Annotated in this window: 17 protein-coding genes; 1 reads left to right on the forward strand and 16 read right to left on the reverse strand. The window is 53.0% G+C overall.

Features of this window, described 5'->3' with window-relative positions; translation table 11 throughout:
- Window positions 1–12 precede the first annotated feature (12 nt).
- The 6 genes from MKY74_RS24615 to catA form a co-directional block, all read right to left on the reverse strand.
- A complete protein-coding gene (locus MKY74_RS24615; RefSeq protein ID WP_076171238.1) occupies window positions 13–1,203 on the reverse strand; it encodes a response regulator in 1,191 nt (396 codons plus the stop codon).
- Window positions 1,178–3,007 (reverse strand): sensor histidine kinase, encoded by a 1,830-nt coding sequence (locus tag MKY74_RS24620; protein WP_076171236.1) that lies wholly within the window; start codon window positions 3,005–3,007, stop codon window positions 1,178–1,180. The genes MKY74_RS24615 and MKY74_RS24620 overlap by 26 nt, the downstream gene beginning before the upstream one ends.
- 67 nt (window positions 3,008–3,074) lie before the next feature.
- The gene (locus MKY74_RS24625; RefSeq protein WP_084203932.1) at window positions 3,075–3,953 is read right to left on the reverse strand and encodes a carbohydrate ABC transporter permease; all 879 of its coding nucleotides are present in this window, start codon (window positions 3,951–3,953) and stop codon (window positions 3,075–3,077) included.
- Window positions 3,954–3,968: 15 nt separating this feature from the next.
- Window positions 3,969–4,859 (reverse strand): carbohydrate ABC transporter permease, encoded by an 891-nt coding sequence (locus MKY74_RS24630; RefSeq protein WP_076171233.1) that lies wholly within the window; start codon window positions 4,857–4,859, stop codon window positions 3,969–3,971.
- A gap of 134 nt (window positions 4,860–4,993) precedes the next feature.
- Window positions 4,994–6,346 (reverse strand): extracellular solute-binding protein, encoded by a 1,353-nt coding sequence (locus MKY74_RS24635; RefSeq protein ID WP_076171230.1) that lies wholly within the window; start codon window positions 6,344–6,346, stop codon window positions 4,994–4,996.
- Between the two features lie 227 nt (window positions 6,347–6,573).
- Window positions 6,574–7,224 (reverse strand): type A chloramphenicol O-acetyltransferase, encoded by a 651-nt coding sequence (gene catA / locus MKY74_RS24640; RefSeq protein ID WP_076171227.1) that lies wholly within the window; start codon window positions 7,222–7,224, stop codon window positions 6,574–6,576.
- A 220-nt stretch (window positions 7,225–7,444) separates the two neighbouring features.
- On the opposite strand from catA, the gene MKY74_RS24645 reads away from it, so the two are divergent.
- Window positions 7,445–7,828 carry a DUF1259 domain-containing protein gene (locus MKY74_RS24645; RefSeq protein ID WP_076171225.1) on the forward strand — a complete coding sequence of 128 codons (384 nt, stop codon included), beginning with the start codon at window positions 7,445–7,447 and terminating at the stop codon, window positions 7,826–7,828.
- Between the two features lie 85 nt (window positions 7,829–7,913).
- On the opposite strand, the gene MKY74_RS24650 is transcribed toward MKY74_RS24645, so the two are convergent.
- From MKY74_RS24650 to hfq, 10 genes are all read right to left on the reverse strand, one after another.
- A complete protein-coding gene (locus tag MKY74_RS24650; RefSeq protein ID WP_143811875.1) occupies window positions 7,914–8,039 on the reverse strand; it encodes a sporulation protein YjcZ in 126 nt (41 codons plus the stop codon).
- Between the two features lie 154 nt (window positions 8,040–8,193).
- Window positions 8,194–9,522 (reverse strand): type I glutamate--ammonia ligase, encoded by a 1,329-nt coding sequence (gene glnA, locus MKY74_RS24655; protein ID WP_076171222.1) that lies wholly within the window; start codon window positions 9,520–9,522, stop codon window positions 8,194–8,196.
- 33 nt (window positions 9,523–9,555) lie between these two features.
- Window positions 9,556–9,969: a MerR family transcriptional regulator gene (locus MKY74_RS24660; RefSeq protein WP_076171220.1), complete on the reverse strand. Its 414-nt coding sequence runs from the start codon at window positions 9,967–9,969 to the stop codon at window positions 9,556–9,558.
- A gap of 87 nt (window positions 9,970–10,056) precedes the next feature.
- Window positions 10,057–11,310, reverse strand: a complete 1,254-nt coding sequence (locus tag MKY74_RS24665) for a methionine gamma-lyase family protein (protein WP_076171217.1) — start codon at window positions 11,308–11,310, stop codon at window positions 10,057–10,059.
- A gap of 22 nt (window positions 11,311–11,332) precedes the next feature.
- On the reverse strand, window positions 11,333–12,637 hold the full coding sequence (gene hflX, locus MKY74_RS24670) for a GTPase HflX (protein WP_076171215.1): 1,305 nt from the start codon (window positions 12,635–12,637) through the stop codon (window positions 11,333–11,335).
- A 54-nt stretch (window positions 12,638–12,691) separates the two neighbouring features.
- On the reverse strand, window positions 12,692–13,684 hold the full coding sequence (locus MKY74_RS24675; protein WP_076171213.1) for an AAA family ATPase: 993 nt from the start codon (window positions 13,682–13,684) through the stop codon (window positions 12,692–12,694).
- An 84-nt stretch (window positions 13,685–13,768) separates the two neighbouring features.
- Complete coding sequence (locus tag MKY74_RS24680) at window positions 13,769–14,425, reverse strand: YdcF family protein (protein ID WP_084203931.1); 657 nt, start codon at window positions 14,423–14,425, stop codon at window positions 13,769–13,771.
- The gene (locus MKY74_RS24685) at window positions 14,422–14,979 is read right to left on the reverse strand and encodes a DUF402 domain-containing protein (protein WP_076171208.1); all 558 of its coding nucleotides are present in this window, start codon (window positions 14,977–14,979) and stop codon (window positions 14,422–14,424) included. Before MKY74_RS24685 ends, MKY74_RS24680 begins: the two co-directional genes overlap by 4 nt.
- Before the next feature lie 140 nt (window positions 14,980–15,119).
- Window positions 15,120–17,819, reverse strand: coding sequence for a penicillin-binding protein 1A (locus tag MKY74_RS24690; protein ID WP_076171206.1), 2,700 nt, complete (start codon window positions 17,817–17,819; stop codon window positions 15,120–15,122).
- A gap of 191 nt (window positions 17,820–18,010) precedes the next feature.
- Window positions 18,011–18,250, reverse strand: a complete 240-nt coding sequence (gene hfq / locus MKY74_RS24695; protein WP_076171204.1) for an RNA chaperone Hfq — start codon at window positions 18,248–18,250, stop codon at window positions 18,011–18,013.
- Between the last annotated feature and the right edge of the window lie 13 nt (window positions 18,251–18,263).

The following is an 18,263-nucleotide window of genomic DNA, read 5'->3' on the forward strand; positions in this document are numbered from 1 at the left end:
AGGCAGGATGATTCAGGTGGGACACACCTCACGTGAATCCGCCGTTTGCTCCAGACGGTACTCCGTCGGCGTTTTTCCCGTTTTTTTGCGGAACACCTGGGTAAAATGCTTGACGTCCACATATCCGACTTTGTCCGAAATGTCGGCCAGCTTTAAATGCGTTTGCAGCAGCAGCTTGGAGGCTTGTTCGATCCTCAAATTGGTGACGTATTCCTTGAAGCCGCTTCCCGTCTTCTGCTTAAACAGCTGGCTGAAGTAGACCGGATTCAGGAACACGACCGAAGCTACCTTTTCCAGGGACAGATCCGTATGGTAGTGCGCTTTGATGTACTGCACCGCAACCTCGATCGCTCGGTTACCGCCCGGGTTGTTGTATTCGTACTCCAGCGATGCCGATTCCTGGCGCATCCGCCGCACTTCCTCCGGCACCCGGTGAATGTCTGTGATGAGTCCCGTCGACTGAATCTGGAAAGGCACCTTGACGAATCGTTTCAAGTTAGCGCGCAGCTCATCCGTCAGGCGTTTCATGCCTCCCTCTTCCCCCAGCGAGACGAGGCCGATCAGGCTCGTTTCGTCCATGCTTGTCACAAATCCGCAGCCGTGCGCTTCAATCAGCTCACCAAGCACATTTTCAATAATAAAATGCTCCAGATGCACCGGTGCGTCGCTCTCCATCTTAACCATCACCAGTTGGAATGCGGGGTAGCTCTCAATTATAGACGCGACGTCAAGGCGCCCGGTATCGAGTCCGCTCGCCCAGCGCTGAAATACAGCCTCACGCAAATACTTCAGGTTAGACTTCAGCAGCTCCGCCTCGCGCACGATTTCGTTCTCCCGATCCATCTCCTGAGCAAGTCCGGATATCATGGAGAGCAGCAGCTCTTTCCCGATCGGCTTGAGCATATAGTTCTTAGCCCCAAGCTTGACGGCTTCCTGGGCGTAGGAAAACTCGGAATAAGCCGAAATAATGACCCATTTGATATGCGGATAACTGCCTTGGCACAGCTGCATCAATTCAAGGCCCGTCATTCCCGGCATGAGGATATCGGTCAGCACCAGATCAATCCGGTGTTTGCGCAGCTGCTGTACCGCTTCCTCCGGATTCGCCGCCAGGTGAACATAATGCTGCGGATAGGCCCGGTGGATGGTGCGCTTAATTCCGTCACGGATCACATGCTCATCGTCCACGACTAAAATGTTCATCTTCCATTCCTCCTTGGTGCCGGATTGGTAAACGGATGGTTACCGTCGTTCCTTCCCCTTCTTGACTGTCCAAGTATAAACCGTGCGGACTGCCGAACATCATTCGGATCCGCTCATGCACATTGCTCAAACCGATGCCACGGCGAAGCACGGGGCCGTCTCTGTCCTCCGCTTTGGGCGACGTGCGGTTGCCGCCCTCCAGCAAGCTTCTGACCCGCATCAGCGTGTCTTCGTTCATTCCCTTCCCGTTATCCCGAACGACGACATGGAGATCGTCCATGACCTGCTCCGCCGTAACGAGCAGCATGCCCTGCCGATCCAGCGGCTCCAGTCCATATTTTACAGCGTTTTCAATAATCGGCTGAATCGTCATTTTCGGCAGCGTGACGTCCATCCACTGTGGATCCACATCGATCTTCGGTACAAGCCTATCCTCCAGCCGGTTCTCGATAATCGTCAAATAATGCCGGATCTGTTCCAATTCCTGACGCAGCGTCGTCCGGGAAGCCTCTTCCCAGTTGCTGCTGTAACGGAACATTTGCGACAGTGACAAAATGACCCTGCTGAGGCGTTCATTCCCTTTTTCATCCAGCATCCAGTAAATCATGTCCAGCGTGTTGTACAAAAAATGCGGATTCACCTGGGACTGCAGCGCCTGCAGCTGCGCGTTTTTCTCGCTGACGGTCGTGACCTTGATCGTCTCAATCAGCTCATCCATCCGGTGCACCATCCGGTTGAAGGAAGACACCAGGCTGTTGATTTCGTCAAACGAGTCGACATTAACCGAACCGCTGAAATTGCCCATCTCCACCTTTTTCATTTCCCGGATAAGCAGCTTCAGCGGGGAAGCAATGTTGCGCGATACCAGCGTGGCCAGAACCGTGGAGACGATAATCAGCACGATTAGGACGATAACGAGGTATTGGGTCGTCTGGTTCACTTCCGCCTGAATGTCGTGCTTCGGGGTAAAACCGTAGATCGTCCAGCCCGCCATAGGCGTATTGGCAGCGACCACCAGCTGGCTTGAGCTGTCATCCACCAGAATACCGTCCTCGGCACCCGGCTTCGGAATGCTGGCAAAGTGCGGCGCCTCCGTCCCTTTTTTACCGGTCGAAGCGATGATGTTGTTGTTCTGATCGATCAGGTACACGCGGCTTCCCGGGCTGATCGTCACATTGGACATCGCCTCCATGATGGACGAAGGATTCGCTTCGATGACCATGATGCCAAGCTGCTTGTGCGTGTTCAGATCGTACAGCTTCCGGCCGAACACAAAGACGTTCTCTTTCTGCTGCAGCGTGTTGATCGGCGATCCCGGCATCATCCCGAGCCAGACCATATTGCCCGACGAGGCGTTCAGCTCGTTGTACCAGGACGTCTGGGCGTAATTGTTGTCGATGACCCCGGCGAACTGGCGCTCATAGCTGTACACTTTGCCCCTGTCGGTCAGAATATGGATGCCAGTAATATCGTTCCTTGAATAGTAAGCCGCCCCGATAATATTCGTAATCGTTCGTTCGTTTTCGATGGCGACGGTCTCTTTTACATGGGTCTCCTGAAGCAGCCGGGTCAGCTCGTAGTTGCTGTTGAGCGACTTGGAGAGACTGTTGTAGCCTTGAAGCAGCGAGTTGAACAGTCCGGCGGTCTGCGAAATGTTCTTCTCGGCGATATCATTCACCTTGGTATGAATAATGGAAATCGTGCGGTAATAATACACAACGCTGATCAATATCAATATGCCGGTCATGCAGCATAGAAACAGCAGAAAAAGACGGCTGTGAATCGAACGAAAATGTCGCCCCACAGATACAATCCCCTTTCGTATCCGGTCATCCATTTGTCATTCTATCACAGAAACCGTCTTTGCCCTACTAACCTTTTACTGCACCTGCTACCATACCCTGGGTGATCTTGTCGGCGAGTAGGAAGTAGATAATGATAACCGGGAGCGCGCCCAGCACAAGAAATGCGCCGATGGCCCCGTAGTTGACCGAGTATTGGCTGACGAAGCTGTTGACGCCGAACGGCAGTGTTTTCAGCTTTTCCGATGAGATAAACGTCGCCGCCAAAATATATTCGTTCCAGATGTTGATGAATGTCAGGATACACACCGTCATCACCGGCGGAACCGAGATCGGCAGGATGATGCTCGAGAATATGCGTCCGATCCCCGCTCCGTCCACCACCGCGGATTCTTCGATTTCATGCGGAATGGTTTTCATGAACCCGCTCAGAATAAAGATGGCGATCGGCATGGAAAATGCCACATACGGCAAAATGATCGACAGATGCGTATTCAGAATATGCATGTTTTTGAAAATGATCATGAGCGGCAGCAGCGTCGCCTGCATCGGGATCATCATCCCGATCAAGAATACGACCATGACCGCCCCGCCAAAACGCCACCGGAAACGGCTGATCGCATAGGCGCACAGGGAGCTGAGAATAATGACCGCAATCATCGTCACGGATGTGACAAAGATGCTGTTCAACAAATAGCGGAAATAGTTGCCCTCCAGCGCAGCGCTGTAATTGGCCCACTGCGGCGAATGCGGAAGGGCAAAGAAGCTGCCCGACAAAATTTCTTCATTGGATTTCAAGGAATACAGGAGCAGCCACAACAGTGGATACACCTGGGTTACAAACAGAATGCCCAGCACCAGAAACACGATGGCTTTCGTAACGGAAAACCGTTTGCGTCTGGTTACGGCCACCTGCTTGTTCAAAGCGACGGCTGTGCTTGTGTTCATTGGCGGTTTCCTCCTTTACGAGTATCGTTTCTCCAGTTTGTTGAAAATGAAGTTGATGCAGAATGTGGCGGCCAGACAGAGCACCACCAGGAATGCGGCGATCGAGCTGCCGTAACCGTATTTCATGGACGTGAACGACATATTGTACATGTGCGTGGAAATGACGTCCGTGGCATGCGCCGGTCCGCCGCCCGTCATGACCATGATCATGTCGAATGCCTGCAGCGAGCCGATGAAGGCCAGCACGATGGAAATTTTGAAAATCGGGACAATCAGCGGAAACGTAATGTGCCAATCCGCTTTAAAGCCTTCGGCACCGTCGATACGGGCCGCTTCGTACACATCGTCCGGGACATTCGAAATGCCTGTAAATTGAATGAGGGTGTGGTAACCCAGGTACTGCCACAGGGCGACGAAATACAGCGAATACATGGCGACCGAAGGATCGGTGAGCCAGGCTTTGCCCCAGGAATGCAGTCCGACTGCATCCAGGATTTGATTCAGCATACCGCCCATCGAAGCCGGGTTATAGATCGTTTTCCACAGCTGGCCGACGACGACCACGGACAAGATGACCGGTAAAAAGTAACTGGAAACCAAAAAATTCGGTTTTCGCACGTAACGCTTCAGCAGTATGGCTACAAGCAGTGCGATCGGAATCTCGGCCATGGAGAACACCGCAAACATCAACGTTCTCCGCACCGACGGCCAAAATACCGAGTCGTGGAACAGCAGCTTTTTGAAATTGGCCAGACCCACGAACGTCGATTCGCCGATCCCGTTCCAGTCCAGCATACCGCTGTACATGGATACGAGGATGGGAACAAACACAATACCGATATAGATGATTAAGCAAGGAAGCACAAACGCGGCAATCGTCCAGCGGGAGACCTTCAGCACGTTCACGACTTACCTCTCCTCCTTCTCCTTCTTGGCTGCAATATTCCTCATGGGAATTGAAGGGAACGGCATCCGAAATGCGTCCCCTTCATGTTTAAATACCTGTTCTCTCTATAAGAAGCTGGATTTGTATCCGTTGATTATTGATTGTTATCTTCGAACCCGGCTTGATGCTCTTTGGCCACGTCCGCCGAATTTTTCTTCTGGGCGAACAGGTTTTGAATGCTGGAGAGGTGAACCTGGGCCGTGCCCGGATTCATCGTGTTGTCAAACGCCAGGTCTCCGCCTTTGACATCCTTGAACATGTTCAGCACGTCCATCGCCATGTCGGAATATCCTGCAGCCTTGAAGTCGCCGTCCACTTTCTGGCCGATCCCGACCGCGCCTTTAGCTTCAAAGGCTTCTTTCGGGAAGTTCAGCATGAAGTAGTTGAGGAACTCCTTCGTTTCGGCAAGATGCTTGCTGTCCGCTGCAATAGCGAAACCACTACCTGGTGCCAGCATGAATTCGTCCGGGTTGCCCTTGCCGCCGATCGTCGGGAATTTGAAGACGCCGACTTTGCCGTTAACGGATGACGATTCAATGCCGCCCGTTGCCCACGTTCCCATGTAGTACATCGCTGCTTTACCGGTTTTGAACAGGTTCTCGCCGGCATTGTAGTCGAAGGATGTTGCACCTTCCTGGAAAGCTCCAGCCTGTACGAGGTTCTGGAACGCGTCTACCGCCTCTACGAAGGCTGGATCTTCAAATGTCTTTTTCTTGTCGAGAACGTCCTTCAGGAATCCAGGGCCGTTGTTCGTGCGGAGCAGCATGTTCATGAACAGGAACGAACCCGTCCAGGTGTCTTTCTCGCCGATGGCCATTGGCTGGATGCCTTTGGATTTCAGCGTTTTGACGACGTCGACCATTTCCTCAAACGTGCTTGGAACCTTCACGCCGCCTTTTTCAAACAGTTCTTTATTGTAGTACACCACGCCGATGTTGTTGCCATCCGGTACCGCATACGTGCTGCCGTCAAAGCTGTACCAGTCCAGCAGCCCGTCCTGGAACGTGTCCTTCAGACCGTTTTCGGCCAGCATATCATCAAGCGGAGCCAGCAGCTTGGCATCGACAAAAGGCTGCATTTGCGCCGCCGGGTTCACGACCGTAATGTCCGGAATTTCCTTGGAGGCCGCCTGCGTTTTCAGCTTCAGCTTCTGCTGGTCGGTGTTGAGCGAATCCAGTTCGATTTTGATATTCGGGTGATCCTTCTCATACTGGTCCACAATCTTGTTCATGATCTTGTTCTTCGGATCCGTCGGGTCCGGATAGATGTTTTGGAAAGTAATCGTAATGTTCTTATCCTTCGATGTGTCGGATGTGCTGCTGTTGGATCCGGCCGCGCCCGATGCACTGCTGCCAGAATCCTCCTTGTTACCGCTTCCACAAGCCGTAAGACTAAGCGCCAAGGTGCCTGTAAGCACGATGCTTAATAATTTCGACATCTTTGCCATCTTGTTATCCCCTTTTTGTTTGGTATGGGTTCATTATGCCGCGATTCGACTCGAAAAGGGAGGTGAGAAATTCAGGAAATAGGTTTAATTTCTAAAGGTCCCCTTAAATGATTGCCCCAGACAATGCAATATTATAAACGAGGCATTGCTGAACAATCGACAAAAAAAGGAACCCTGTAAGGGTCCCCTGAGAATCCTTTCATCCTCATTTATAGCGTGTACATCCCTCAATCCATCCAATCGGTGCAGGTGTCGGCGAGCTGCTGCAGCTCTTGCAGGAACATCCCGGCATGATACCCGTCACAGACGGCATGATGCACCTGCAGCGAAACCGGAAGCAGAACGTGCTTCCCTTCCCGAAAATACTTGCCCCCTGTGATGATCGGCAGCAGGTAGCTTCCGCCATGATCCAGATTCAGGTTAAAGCCGGTAAAACTGACCCATGGAATCATGGATACGGAGAAGGTATGAGGCGGCATGTCTTTTTTCGTAAACAGCCCCATACTCTCCCCATAACGGAGCTGATCCTCCCGGTAAAGTTCCATAAAGCTCCGGCAGCTGCTGCTGTACTCCGTCCAGATCGCGGAGAAGGTATGGTTTTCCGGATGAAAAATTGTATAACACGGACTCATCTGCTCCCAGTAGCCAACCTTCTCCTCCCGAATATCCATCCGAAACTCCACATGCGCATTTACGATTCTGGACAGCATGTACAAAAAGGCGGGGTACAGCTTCATCCCCCTCTTTTTCAGCTCGCCCAGCAGCAAGGTGATTTCGATGTTGGCTGTCATGCTGAAGGTGCACCGGTTCTGTTTGAAATAGTGGTCAAAATAAGGCTGTCTGTCCCACTGCCCGTTTTGGATCGGAATAAATTTCATGTATGAACCCTCCTAAAATGTGTATTTCGCGATTTTAGGAGGGTAAATCAACGGATTTCACCACGACACTCACTCCATATACAGGATTGGTTACTATGCCATTGTATCCAATTTCGCAGGACAACAAAACAATTTTATAGAGTTATAGACTCCTGCTTTACCTTCCAACCGCTCTATTGCATAAGATAGAGCAACGAGAGAGGGAAGGAGAAATCCGTTTATGAACATCTCCAAATCGCTGTGCGACCGATTGGCCGCCATTCTCGGGGGAAAAGGCACGTCGGACGGAAAAAGCTGCTCCATCATGATCGAGAGAAAGCTGAATGCCAAAATTCTCGGCAGAAACTATGAAACCGAACACGAAATCACGATTCAATCTTTGAAAAACGGCACAACGCTCAACACAGCGGAAATCACGCTGCTTCAGTCGGAAGTCCAGCGCTTTACCAGTGCCGCCCGCAAGCAGGGTTTTAAAGTGACCGCCATCCACAATCACTGGCTCTTTGAAAAGCCGAGATTGATGTACCTTCATTTGGAAACCGTCGAGAACCCCGTTACGTTTGCCAGAAAATTAAGAGCGGCTTTACATGTGCTGAAAAAGTGATCTGTGTGCATCGCTGAAAGGATGATGCCGGTCACGACAAGAAAAGCCCGCCGGCAGATGCCAACGGGCTTTCAGTTCCTTTATTTTAGTAAATAAAGGCTTTTGTGATGATGACCAGCAGGATGAAGAGGACCAGGATTGCTCCTACGCCTCCGCCCCACAAACCACCATAACCGTATCCTACTCCAACGCCTCCAACGCCATCGCTCATGTGATAACCTCCTTGATTTATAAGGTACACCATATTCATATGGCGAAAAGCATAAAGAGGTATAGGCTAAATGGTAAGAACAGTGAGATTGGGCAGCGGCCTGTCAGCCGCAAAAAAATCCCCCGCACCGGTCAGGTGCAGGGATTGTCCACTCTTAGTACAGCGTGATGTATTGATCGCGTTCCCATTGATGAACTTGTGTTCTGTACATATCCCATTCGATTTCCTTCAGCTCGTAGAAGTGAGCCAGGGCATGCTCGCCGAGCGCGTCGATGATGACTTCGTCGCGAATGAGTTCGCCGAGGGCTTCCTTCAGGTCGGCCGGCAGGCTTGGGATGCCTTCTTCAATGCGCTCTTCTTCGGACATCACGTAGATGTTGCGGTCGATCGGCGCCGGCAGCTTCAGCTCGTTGCTGATGCCGTCAAGGCCGGCTCTCAGCATAACGGCAAGTGCCAGGTACGGGTTCGCTGCAGGATCCGGGTTACGAACTTCAACGCGTGTGCTCAAACCGCGGGAAGCCGGAATCCGGATCATCGGGCTGCGGTTGCTGCCGGACCAAGCTACGTAGCACGGAGCTTCATAACCTGGAACGAGGCGCTTGTAAGAGTTGACCGTCGGGTTCGTGATGGCTGCCATGGCGCGGGCATGCTTCAGCACGCCTGCCATGTAATAGCGGGCGGTGGCGCTCAGGCCCAGCTCGTCGGACTCGTCGTAGAAGGCGTTCTCGTTGCCTTTGAACAGCGACTGGTGGCAGTGCATACCGGAACCGTTCACGCCGAACAGCGGCTTCGGCATAAAGGTCGCATGCAGACCATGCTGACGGGCAATCGTTTTAACGACCAGTTTGAACGTTTGGATCTGGTCTGCTGCCTTCACGGCGTTCTCGTATTTAAAGTCGATCTCGTGCTGTCCCGGTGCCACTTCGTGGTGGGAAGCCTCGATTTCAAATCCCATTTCTTCCAGTGTCAATACGATCTCGCGGCGGCAGTTCTCGCCGAGGTCTGTCGGGGCCAGGTCAAAATATCCGCCCTGGTCGTTCAGTTCCGTCGTCGGATTGCCTTTCTCGTCAGTCTTGAACAGGAAAAATTCCGGCTCCGGACCTACGTTCATGGACGTGTAGCCCATCGCTTCCGCTTCTTTCAGGTTGCGTTTCAGAATACCGCGAGGGTCTCCGGCAAACGGAGTGCCATCCGGCATATAAATGTCACAGATGAGACGCGCAACGCGGTCTTCCGTCACCCAAGGGAAAATGACCCAAGTGTCCAAATCCGGATACAGGTACATATCGGATTCCTCGATGCGCACATAACCTTCGATAGAAGATCCATCGAACATCATTTTATTGTCGAGCGCCTTCTTCAGCTGGCTGACGGGAATCTCCACATTTTTGATCGTTCCCAGCAAGTCCGTGAATTGAAGACGGATAAAACGGACGTTCTCTTCCTCCGCAATACGCAGAATATCCTCTTTAGTATAACTCACGATATCCTCTCCCTTTCTCACATGTGATTCCTGTTATTTTTTATTAAAAAACCGGGACAGCTCGCCTTGAATCAATGAGACCTGACCCGGTCTCTTACCAGATACCAGCTGCTGCTTCAGCAAACGGTGCAGCTGAGATTCCGACAGTTCTCTGCGCTTTACCTCGGTGTCGGCATTAAGGACAGTGGCTTCCTCAGACTCTTTGGACACAGGATTCATGACCTGCTTGATTCCCGCGATGTTGACGCCCTTCTCAATGAGCGCCTTAATCTCCAGCAATCTCTCCACATCGTTAAACGAGAACAACCGCTGGTTGCCGGAGGTGCGCGCAGGCACGATCAAATTGTGCTGTTCGTAATACCGGATCTGCCGCGCGGACAAATCGGTCAGCTTCATGACGATACCTATCGGGAATAATGCCATGTTTCTGCGAATTTCATCACCCATGACTCATCTCAACCTTCCACATGAACTATTTCTCATGTTCCATTGTACATTTCATGATATCACACGTCAATAACGTGTCAGATAAACTTACAATAATTTTCGATTTTTCATCGTCTGTAACGCCATCATTACGCCATATTTGACGTGTGAATAGGTGAGTCCGCCCTGCATGTATCCGATATAAGGCTCGCGGATCGGCGCGTCTGCAGACAGCTCCAGGCTTCCCCCTTGAATGAACGTCCCGGCCGCCATAATGACCGGATGCTCGTAGCCGGGCATGTCCCACGGTTCGGGTACGACGTGGCTGTCGACCGCTGCTGCGCGCTGGATCCCCTGAACGAAAGCGATCAAATGATCCGGTCCGGTAAAGGAAATGGCCTGGATCAGGTCGGTGCGCTTCTCGTTCCATGCCGGCTTGCTCTCGAACCCCGCCTGCTCAAACATCGCGGCTGCGAAAATGCTGCCCTTGACCGCTTGTCCCACAAGCGTCGGCGCCAAGAAGAGTCCCTGGTAAATCCCCCGGGTCGCTCCCAGCATCGCTCCCACCTCACCGCCGATGCCCGGGGCGGTCAGCCGATAGGCTGCAAGATCGACGAGGGCTTGTCTGCCGCAAATATAGCCGCCGGTTTCGGCAATACCCCCGCCGGGGTTTTTGATCAGCGAGCCCGCCATCAGATCTACTCCGACCTGCGTCGGCTCTATTTCCTCCGTAAATTCGCCGTAGCAGTTGTCCACGAACACGATCACATCCGGCTTGATTCGCTTTACGCGCCGGACCATTTCACCAATCTGCTCCACCGTGAACGAGGAACGCCAGTCATATCCGCGCGACCGCTGGATGCCGATCACCTTCGTTGAGCCGGAAATGCCTGCTTCTACAGCCTCCCAGTCTACGTCTCCTGACGCAGCCAAGGCAGCTTCGCGGTAAGTAATCCCGAAATCGGCCAGGGAGCCCGTACCATCCCCTTTGCGGCCGATCACCTTATGTAATGTGTCATACGGCCGTCCGGTAATGTAGAACAGCTCGTCGCCAGGGCGGAGCACCCCGAACAAGGCCGTTGAAATTGTATGGGTCCCGGAAGCAAAATGCGGGCGTACCAGAGCGGCTTCGGCTCCGAATACGTCCGCATACACCAAGTCAAGCACTTCTCTTCCTCGGTCGTTATAGGCATAACCGGTTGAGCCGGCGAAATGAAAATCGCTCACCTGATGGCGCTGGAACGCTTCGATGACCTTCCACTGATTATGGTCCACGATTCCGTCCACCGTCCGGAGCTGATCTTCGATCCGCCGCTCGGCTGTATCTTTCCACTGTATAAGTTCATCTGCAAATGTTACCATGTTCCCGGTTTCTCCTCACTTCTCATTGGTCAGAAGGTCTGACCTGTTCTTTATAGCTCTCTACGATGTAACCGTACTTCTCATAGTCAGGCTTGTGCACCTGCACCGTATAAATCATATCATCATTGTCGGCATCCTGGCCAATCACTTCGCCGACCCGGTGCAGCTGGGATAATATATCACCGCGTCCGGCAGGTACGCGGAAGGTTAATGTATCTCCCGTCAACCTAGTCTGTACTGCTTCGCGAACAGCCAGCAGATCTCCTTCCGCAAAAGCGCTGATTTTTAAATAACCCGTCCCGGACGGCAGCATCTCCAGCTGTTCCGGGGTGCAGGCGTCTTTTTTGTTAAAAAGGATCAGCTGCGGCTTGTCAGCCGCCCCCAGCTCTTCCAGAATAGAATCCACCACCCGCATTTGTTCATCGCGCATCTCCGACGATGCGTCTACGACGTGCAGCACGAGATCAGCCTCATTCACTTCCTCCAGCGTGGCGCGGAACGCGGCGACGAGGTCATGCGGGAGGTTCTGGATGAAGCCGACCGTGTCGGTCAGGATCACTTCACTGCCGCCGGGCAGCTTCATGATGCGCGAGGTTGGATCCAGCGTCGCAAACAGCTGGTTTTCGATATAGACGTCAGCGTTGGTCAGCTGTTTGAGCAGCGTTGACTTGCCCGCGTTCGTGTAGCCCACCAGCGCGACCTGGACCACCCCGCTCTTCTGCCGGCGGCCGCGGTGCAGCTTCCGGTGCTTGGTAACCTCTTCAAGCTGGCGTTTCAGGTCGCCGATTCGACCGCGGATGTGCCGGCGGTCGGTTTCCAGCTTGCTTTCCCCCGGTCCCCGCGTCCCGATTCCTCCGCCGAGACGGGAAAGGTTCTTGCCGTGTCCGGACAGCCGTGGAAGCAGGTACGTCAGCTGAGCCAGCTCCACCTGGATAATCCCTTCGCGCGTTTTGGCGCGCTGGGCGAAAATATCCAGGATAAGCTGGGTGCGGTCGATGATTTTGGCATCGAGGGCCTCCTCCAGGTTCCGGACCTGGGCGCCGGAGAGCTCCTGATCAAAGATGGCCGTATTGCCGCCATGCATTTCCAGGGCCTGCTTCAGCTCTTCCACCTTGCCCTTGCCGATAAACCATCTCGCATCCGGCACATCCCGGTTCTGCACTAGCATTTCCAGCACTTCCACGCCGGCCGTCTCGGCCAGCCGGACGAGCTCTTGAAGCGAGTGCTCCGTGTTCATGCCGGATCTCTTCACCTCGTCGGTCACCAGGCTGACCAGTACGGCCCGGTCCGGAATTTCATGATTCGTGTCATACGTTTGGTTTGCCATGATGATCTGCTCCTTTTCGCTTCAGCGTCCATTGCTGCAAAATAAAGATCAGTTCTAACTGCCGGGCGCGCCTTTGGCTTCCAGCTTAAAATCCTCGGTCCGGAGCGTCATAAGCTCCAGCTTACCCGGGTTGCTGTGCGCATAATGATTCAGCAGCCGCACAGCCTGATTCCGGATGGACTTCTCGATCGTGTTGCGTACGTACCTCGCATTGCTGAAGGCGTGCTCGCTTTCGCCTTTCTCCTGAATCAGGTGCTGCCTCAATTTTAGTATCGCCTGCGGCATCAGGATGTAGTCCCGCTCCTTGGCCATCAGCTCGGAGATCTGGATCAGCTGATCGATCGTATAATCGGGGAAATCGACCTGAATCGGAAAACGCGACGGCAGCCCCGGATTCGTTTGCAGAAAAAAGTCAATCTCCTCGGAATATCCGGCAAGAATCAGAATGAACTGATTTTTGTGGTCTTCCATCGCCTTGACCAGCGTATCGATTGCCTCTTTGCCGAAATCCTTCTCGCCGCCTCTGGCCAGACTGTACGCTTCATCGATAAAAAGAATGCCGCCAAGCGCCTTCTTGACCAAGTCCCTGGTTTTCTGCGCGGTATGTCCAATATACTCACCGACAAGGTCGGCGCGTTCCACTTCGATCAGGTGGCCTTTGCTCAGCACACCCATTTTTTGAAACAGCTTGGCGATGATTCGTGCTACTGTGGTTTTACCCGTGCCGGGGTTCCCTTTAAACACCATATGATATACATGTCCGCCGCTGGCCAGCCCCGCTTCCTGACGCATATGGGCGATTTGGAGCATGGCGTAAATTTCAAACACGAAATCCTTGATGCTGTCCAGCCCTACCAGCTGATCCAGCTCTTTTTGAATTTCCTGATACAGGCTGTGCTGAGCTGTATTCTTCTGGGCAGGGACCGATTCCTTCTCCGGAACGGCGCTGCTGACGACAGGAGGCTCCTGGCTGCGCAAAATCACATTGATTTGTCTGGATGGCCTGCCCTCCGGCCGGCCGTTCGCGGCCGCTATACGCCCGTTCATGCATCCATCACCTCATTTATCTACAGAGATGTATTCTCTATTCAATGTATTCTACTTGCCCAGGCGTTATTAGCAGTTTCCCATCTATTTCAGGCCTGTCAGCAGCAGCAGCTCATCCAGCTTCCATTTGGTGTAGGCCAGCACTTCCCGCGGCTTGTGATACTTCATCTGAAGCGTTCTGGACTCTGTTAAACCAAGGGCCGGTCGGGTGTAGTCCAAAAATTTCGCAATGTCCAATGAGCGCATGCCATGGTATTGATGCGTAACGATGACGGCGCTTTGCCATCCCCGTTCTCTCATAATCTCCCGGCTGAACAGCAAATTTTCATAGGTACTCGTCGCCTTGTTTTCCAGAATAATAGCGGATGCCGGCACGCCGTGGTCCACCAGGTAATTCCGCATGCCTTCGGCTTCGGTATACTTGTAATCCGCCCGGTCCAGGCCTCCGGTGACGATAATATACGGAAACTTGCCTTCCTGATAGAGGCGGAGCCCTTCGTCCAAGCGTTCCCGGAGACCGGGGCTCGGCGAGTCCCCCCACATCGATGCGCCGAGAATAATGCCGACATCGCTTGCCGATGCCGGTACGGAGCTGTGGGCCCCGTTCATGAGCCGCCATGCATACCCGACCCACAGCAGTCCGAGCAGGACCAGAACGGCGAAGGCAATGAGCAGCTTTCGAAGCACGGACATTTTCTTATGCTTGGTTACGGCCACCGGCCCCCCGCTGCGGACGTTCATGACTTCCTCCTGAATTCACCGTTGTCAAATAATCGCTTCCGGTCCTCAAGGGACATGAGGAAGTACGGAAACTGATGCGCATCAATGGCTTTCATTACGTTCTTCGCCGTTGAGATTGCCAATTGGTAGTCTTCCCTGGTGATATCCCCACGGGTCAGCGCATCATCCAGTTCGTCCTCATCCAGCAGGAACACCTCTCCGTTTCGAAGGACGACCACATCCAGATACAAATCGTCAAACCAAGGCACGCCTTGTTCCGTGACCCCCTGCGTTTTGCAGGTGTCGATGTACCATTGGATAATTTCGCTCCGTTCGTCGAACATCGCCGTGACAATATAATGGCTGTTATGTGGAAAGTACTGCAGCCATGAGTATCCTTTATCCGCGATGCGGTAAGTGTGATTTCCGTAGTTTTTCCAGAGCGGCTCTTTCAGGTTGTAAATCGTGTACAGCGTAATATAGCCTGTGAATGCATCGCTCTCAACATAACGGCAGGCGAAGCGGCGGCGGGAAATCCGGCGCCAGTTCGCTCGATCTCCAAATTTTCGTTTCATGGAAAATTCCCTCTCCAATATGGTGTCTTCAGCTTATCACATTTGGGAATCACACTCAAAATATTGCCTGACAGAGGTGCGGGCAGCAAAAAAAAGACCCCCAAATGAAAGGGGTCTAAAACAAAACTTATTCTATTCGGTTACGGAGTGGTCACGGTTCCTGTGCTGCCGGAACTGGAATCACCCGGGTTTTGGAAGGTCGTTCCGTTGGTGCTCCCTGTTCCGTCACTGCTGCCATTGTCGGTCGTTCCGCCGTTCTCTGGCGGGGTTATCGTACCTGTGCCGCTATCGCCGGTTGTATCCCCGCTAGATCCGTCGCTGCCGTTATTGGCGCCGCCTCCATGGCCACTGCCGTTGTTGCCATTGGAACCGCCGTTCCCGTTGCCGTTTCCATTGCCGTTATTGCCCGGGCCGCCGTCATTCCAATTTCCATTATTACCGTTATCGCTCCCATTTCCGTTACCCATATCGCCGTTATCTCCGCCCTGGCCGTTGTCGGTATTGCCGTTATCCGGGTTACCGTTTCCGTCCTGACCGTTATCTCCGTTGTTCTGATCAGGCGGGGTTTGTTCATCAGGCGGTGTATCGATCGTAATCTGCACCGTATTGGACGGATCCGACTCGGTACCCGAATCCGGGAAGTATGCCGTGACATAGTATTCGTACGTCATACCCGGCAGTGCTCCCATATCCTGGGCCGTCGTGCCGGCTACGCCATCCAGAATCAGCGAGTAGTTCGCTTCGGACGATTCTTTGCGGTAGATACGGTACTGGGCGTCGCCGGAATCTACGCCGTTCCAGCCCAGCGTAACCGTCTGCGTGTCGATGTTGTAATCCGCGCTCAAGCCGCTTACGTGGCCCTGGTTCTGATCCTGCTCAGGTTCCTTCACCGGCTCCTGATCTTTGACTTTGTCCGGAACCGGGAACTCCTTCTGAGGGAAGTCCTTCACGACCTGGTCCATGACCTTGCCCCAGAAAGCCGCCGCCAGCGGACTGCTGTTGTGCAGCAGATGCGTTTTGTCCGGCTTGTCATAACCCATCCAAACCGCAGCGGTCAGTTCAGGCGTGTAGCCGACGAACCATACGTCGCGGTTCGATTTGACACCGGTATAACCGCTTTGCGTTGTGCCTGTCTTACCCGCTACCGGACGGTCGATTCTGGCTTTCCGGCCCGTACCGTCTTCAACGACCTTTTTCATCATTTCGGTCATTTGGTATGCGGTATTTTCGCTCATGACTTTCTTGGCGCTGTCTTTATGCTCATAAACCGGCTTTTCGTCGCTGTCGACGATCTTCTTGATCGAGTACGCCTCGTTCATCTTGCCGCCGTTGGCAAAGGCGCTGTACGCCTGAGCCATTTCCAGCGTGTTCGTTCCCTTGCTGATACCGCCGAGCGCCATCGCAAGGTTCTTGTCATCTTCGGTCAGCTGGATGCCGAGGGATTCCGCGAATTTGAAGCCGGTATTTACCCCGATTTGGTTCAGCAGCCATACAGCCGGAATGTTCTCGGATTTCTGGATCGCTTCGGCCATGCCGATCGTATCCGAGTATCCGTGCAGGTTGCCTGGGCAGTAGCTGCCGAAGCATTGCTTCTTGTTGCTGAGCGACGAGTACATATCAAACTTGCCGCTTTCCAGTGCAGGCGCGTACGAGACGATCGGCTTAAAGGCCGACCCCGGCTGCCTGCGGCTGTTCGTGACACGGCTGTAGCCGCCGCGCGTATAATCCCGTCCGCCGAGCAGAGCGACGAGCGCTCCCGACTCCTGGTTCATGATGACCATGGAGCCCTGCACCGGCTGGTCATCCGGGCTTTTCTCGAAGTTCGATTCGTCTGCAAACTCTTTCTCCAGCACTTTCTGGGCATTCGCATCCATCGTCGTATAAATTTTGTATCCGCCGATGTTCAGATCGTCTTCGCTGAGCCCGGTAACGTCTTCCGCCTCATTCATGACATAGTCCATGAAGTTCTGATACTGCAGCTGTTTTTTCGGCGGTTTATACGTATATTCGACTTTTTTCGCAGCGTCGGCCTCTTCCTGCGTGATGTACCCTTCCTGGGCCATCAGGTTCAGCACGACGGCGCGGCGCTGCATAGACAAGTCCGGATTGCGCACCGGATTGTATTTCGAAGGACCCTTTGGCATAGCCGCCAAGGTGGCCATTTGCCAAACCTTCAACTGATTCAAATCGCTTACGCCGAAATAATACTTCGACGCTTCCTTGATTCCGTAGATTTGCCCGCCGAAATTGATCCGGTTCAAGTACATCGTAATGATGTCGTCCTTGTTCATGTTCCGTTCCAGCGCCATGGCGATGGACACCTCGGTCGCCTTCCGGAAGAACGTTTTGTCCCGGGTCAGAAAAATGTTTTTGGCGAGCTGCTGCGTAATGGTACTGCCGCCTTCGACCTTGGATCTGGCGATGACGTCCTTGACGGCCGCCCGGCCGATCGACCACAGATCGACGCCGCTGTGCTCATAGAAGCGTTTGTCCTCTGTCGCCACAAAAGCCTCCTTCAGCAGCTTCGGAATATCCTCGCTCTGGACCGGATCGCTCTTCTGCAGGGACAGCTCGCCCATCAGATTGCCGTTGCGGTCGAATACCTTAGATGTTTCGTGTACGGTCAGCTTATCCTTGTTCGCCTGCAGCAGACGCTCCCCGTTGACCGTAATATACAAATATCCGGCAAGCGCACAGAAGATAGCAAATGCACAGGTGAAAAATAACGTCCAAAACACGCGCTTTCCGGATATTTTTTTCTTTTTATTCTTGGTTGTCTTTTTCATTGTCTTGGGCTGTTCTTTGTTTCTATCAGACCTCGACAGCTTGTTGTTGTCCATGGTACCCTCCTGACTCCCTTTTTGATTTCTAAGCTCGGAATGAAAAGAACAACCCTTGCAGGTTGCTCCGCTCCATTTCCTATGCTTACAGAATGAACGTCTATAACGGATTTACCCGCATCCCCGCCATTCTATACTCTTTAACGAAAGTCATTTGAAAAAGTTTCAGCTATGAGGCTTGTCCTGTTAAATTATACCTCGTTCTGGGTTTCCTGCATCAGGGATACATTGCGTTGAGGCGTAACCGTTGAAATCGCATGCTTGAACAGCATTTGCTGCTTGCCGTCCGTATCCACCACGACGGTGAAGTTGTCAAACGCCTTGATTAAGCCTCTGATTTGAAATCCGTTCACAAGAAAAATGGTGACAGGGATGTTTTCTTTGCGAAGCTGGTTTAAAAATGTATCTTGGATATTGATGGATTTGTTCATTAGCCGTACCCCC

The organism is Paenibacillus sp. FSL R5-0378, from assembly GCF_038009285.1.
Classification (GTDB): Bacteria; Bacillota; Bacilli; order Paenibacillales; family Paenibacillaceae; genus Paenibacillus_AQ; species Paenibacillus_AQ favisporus.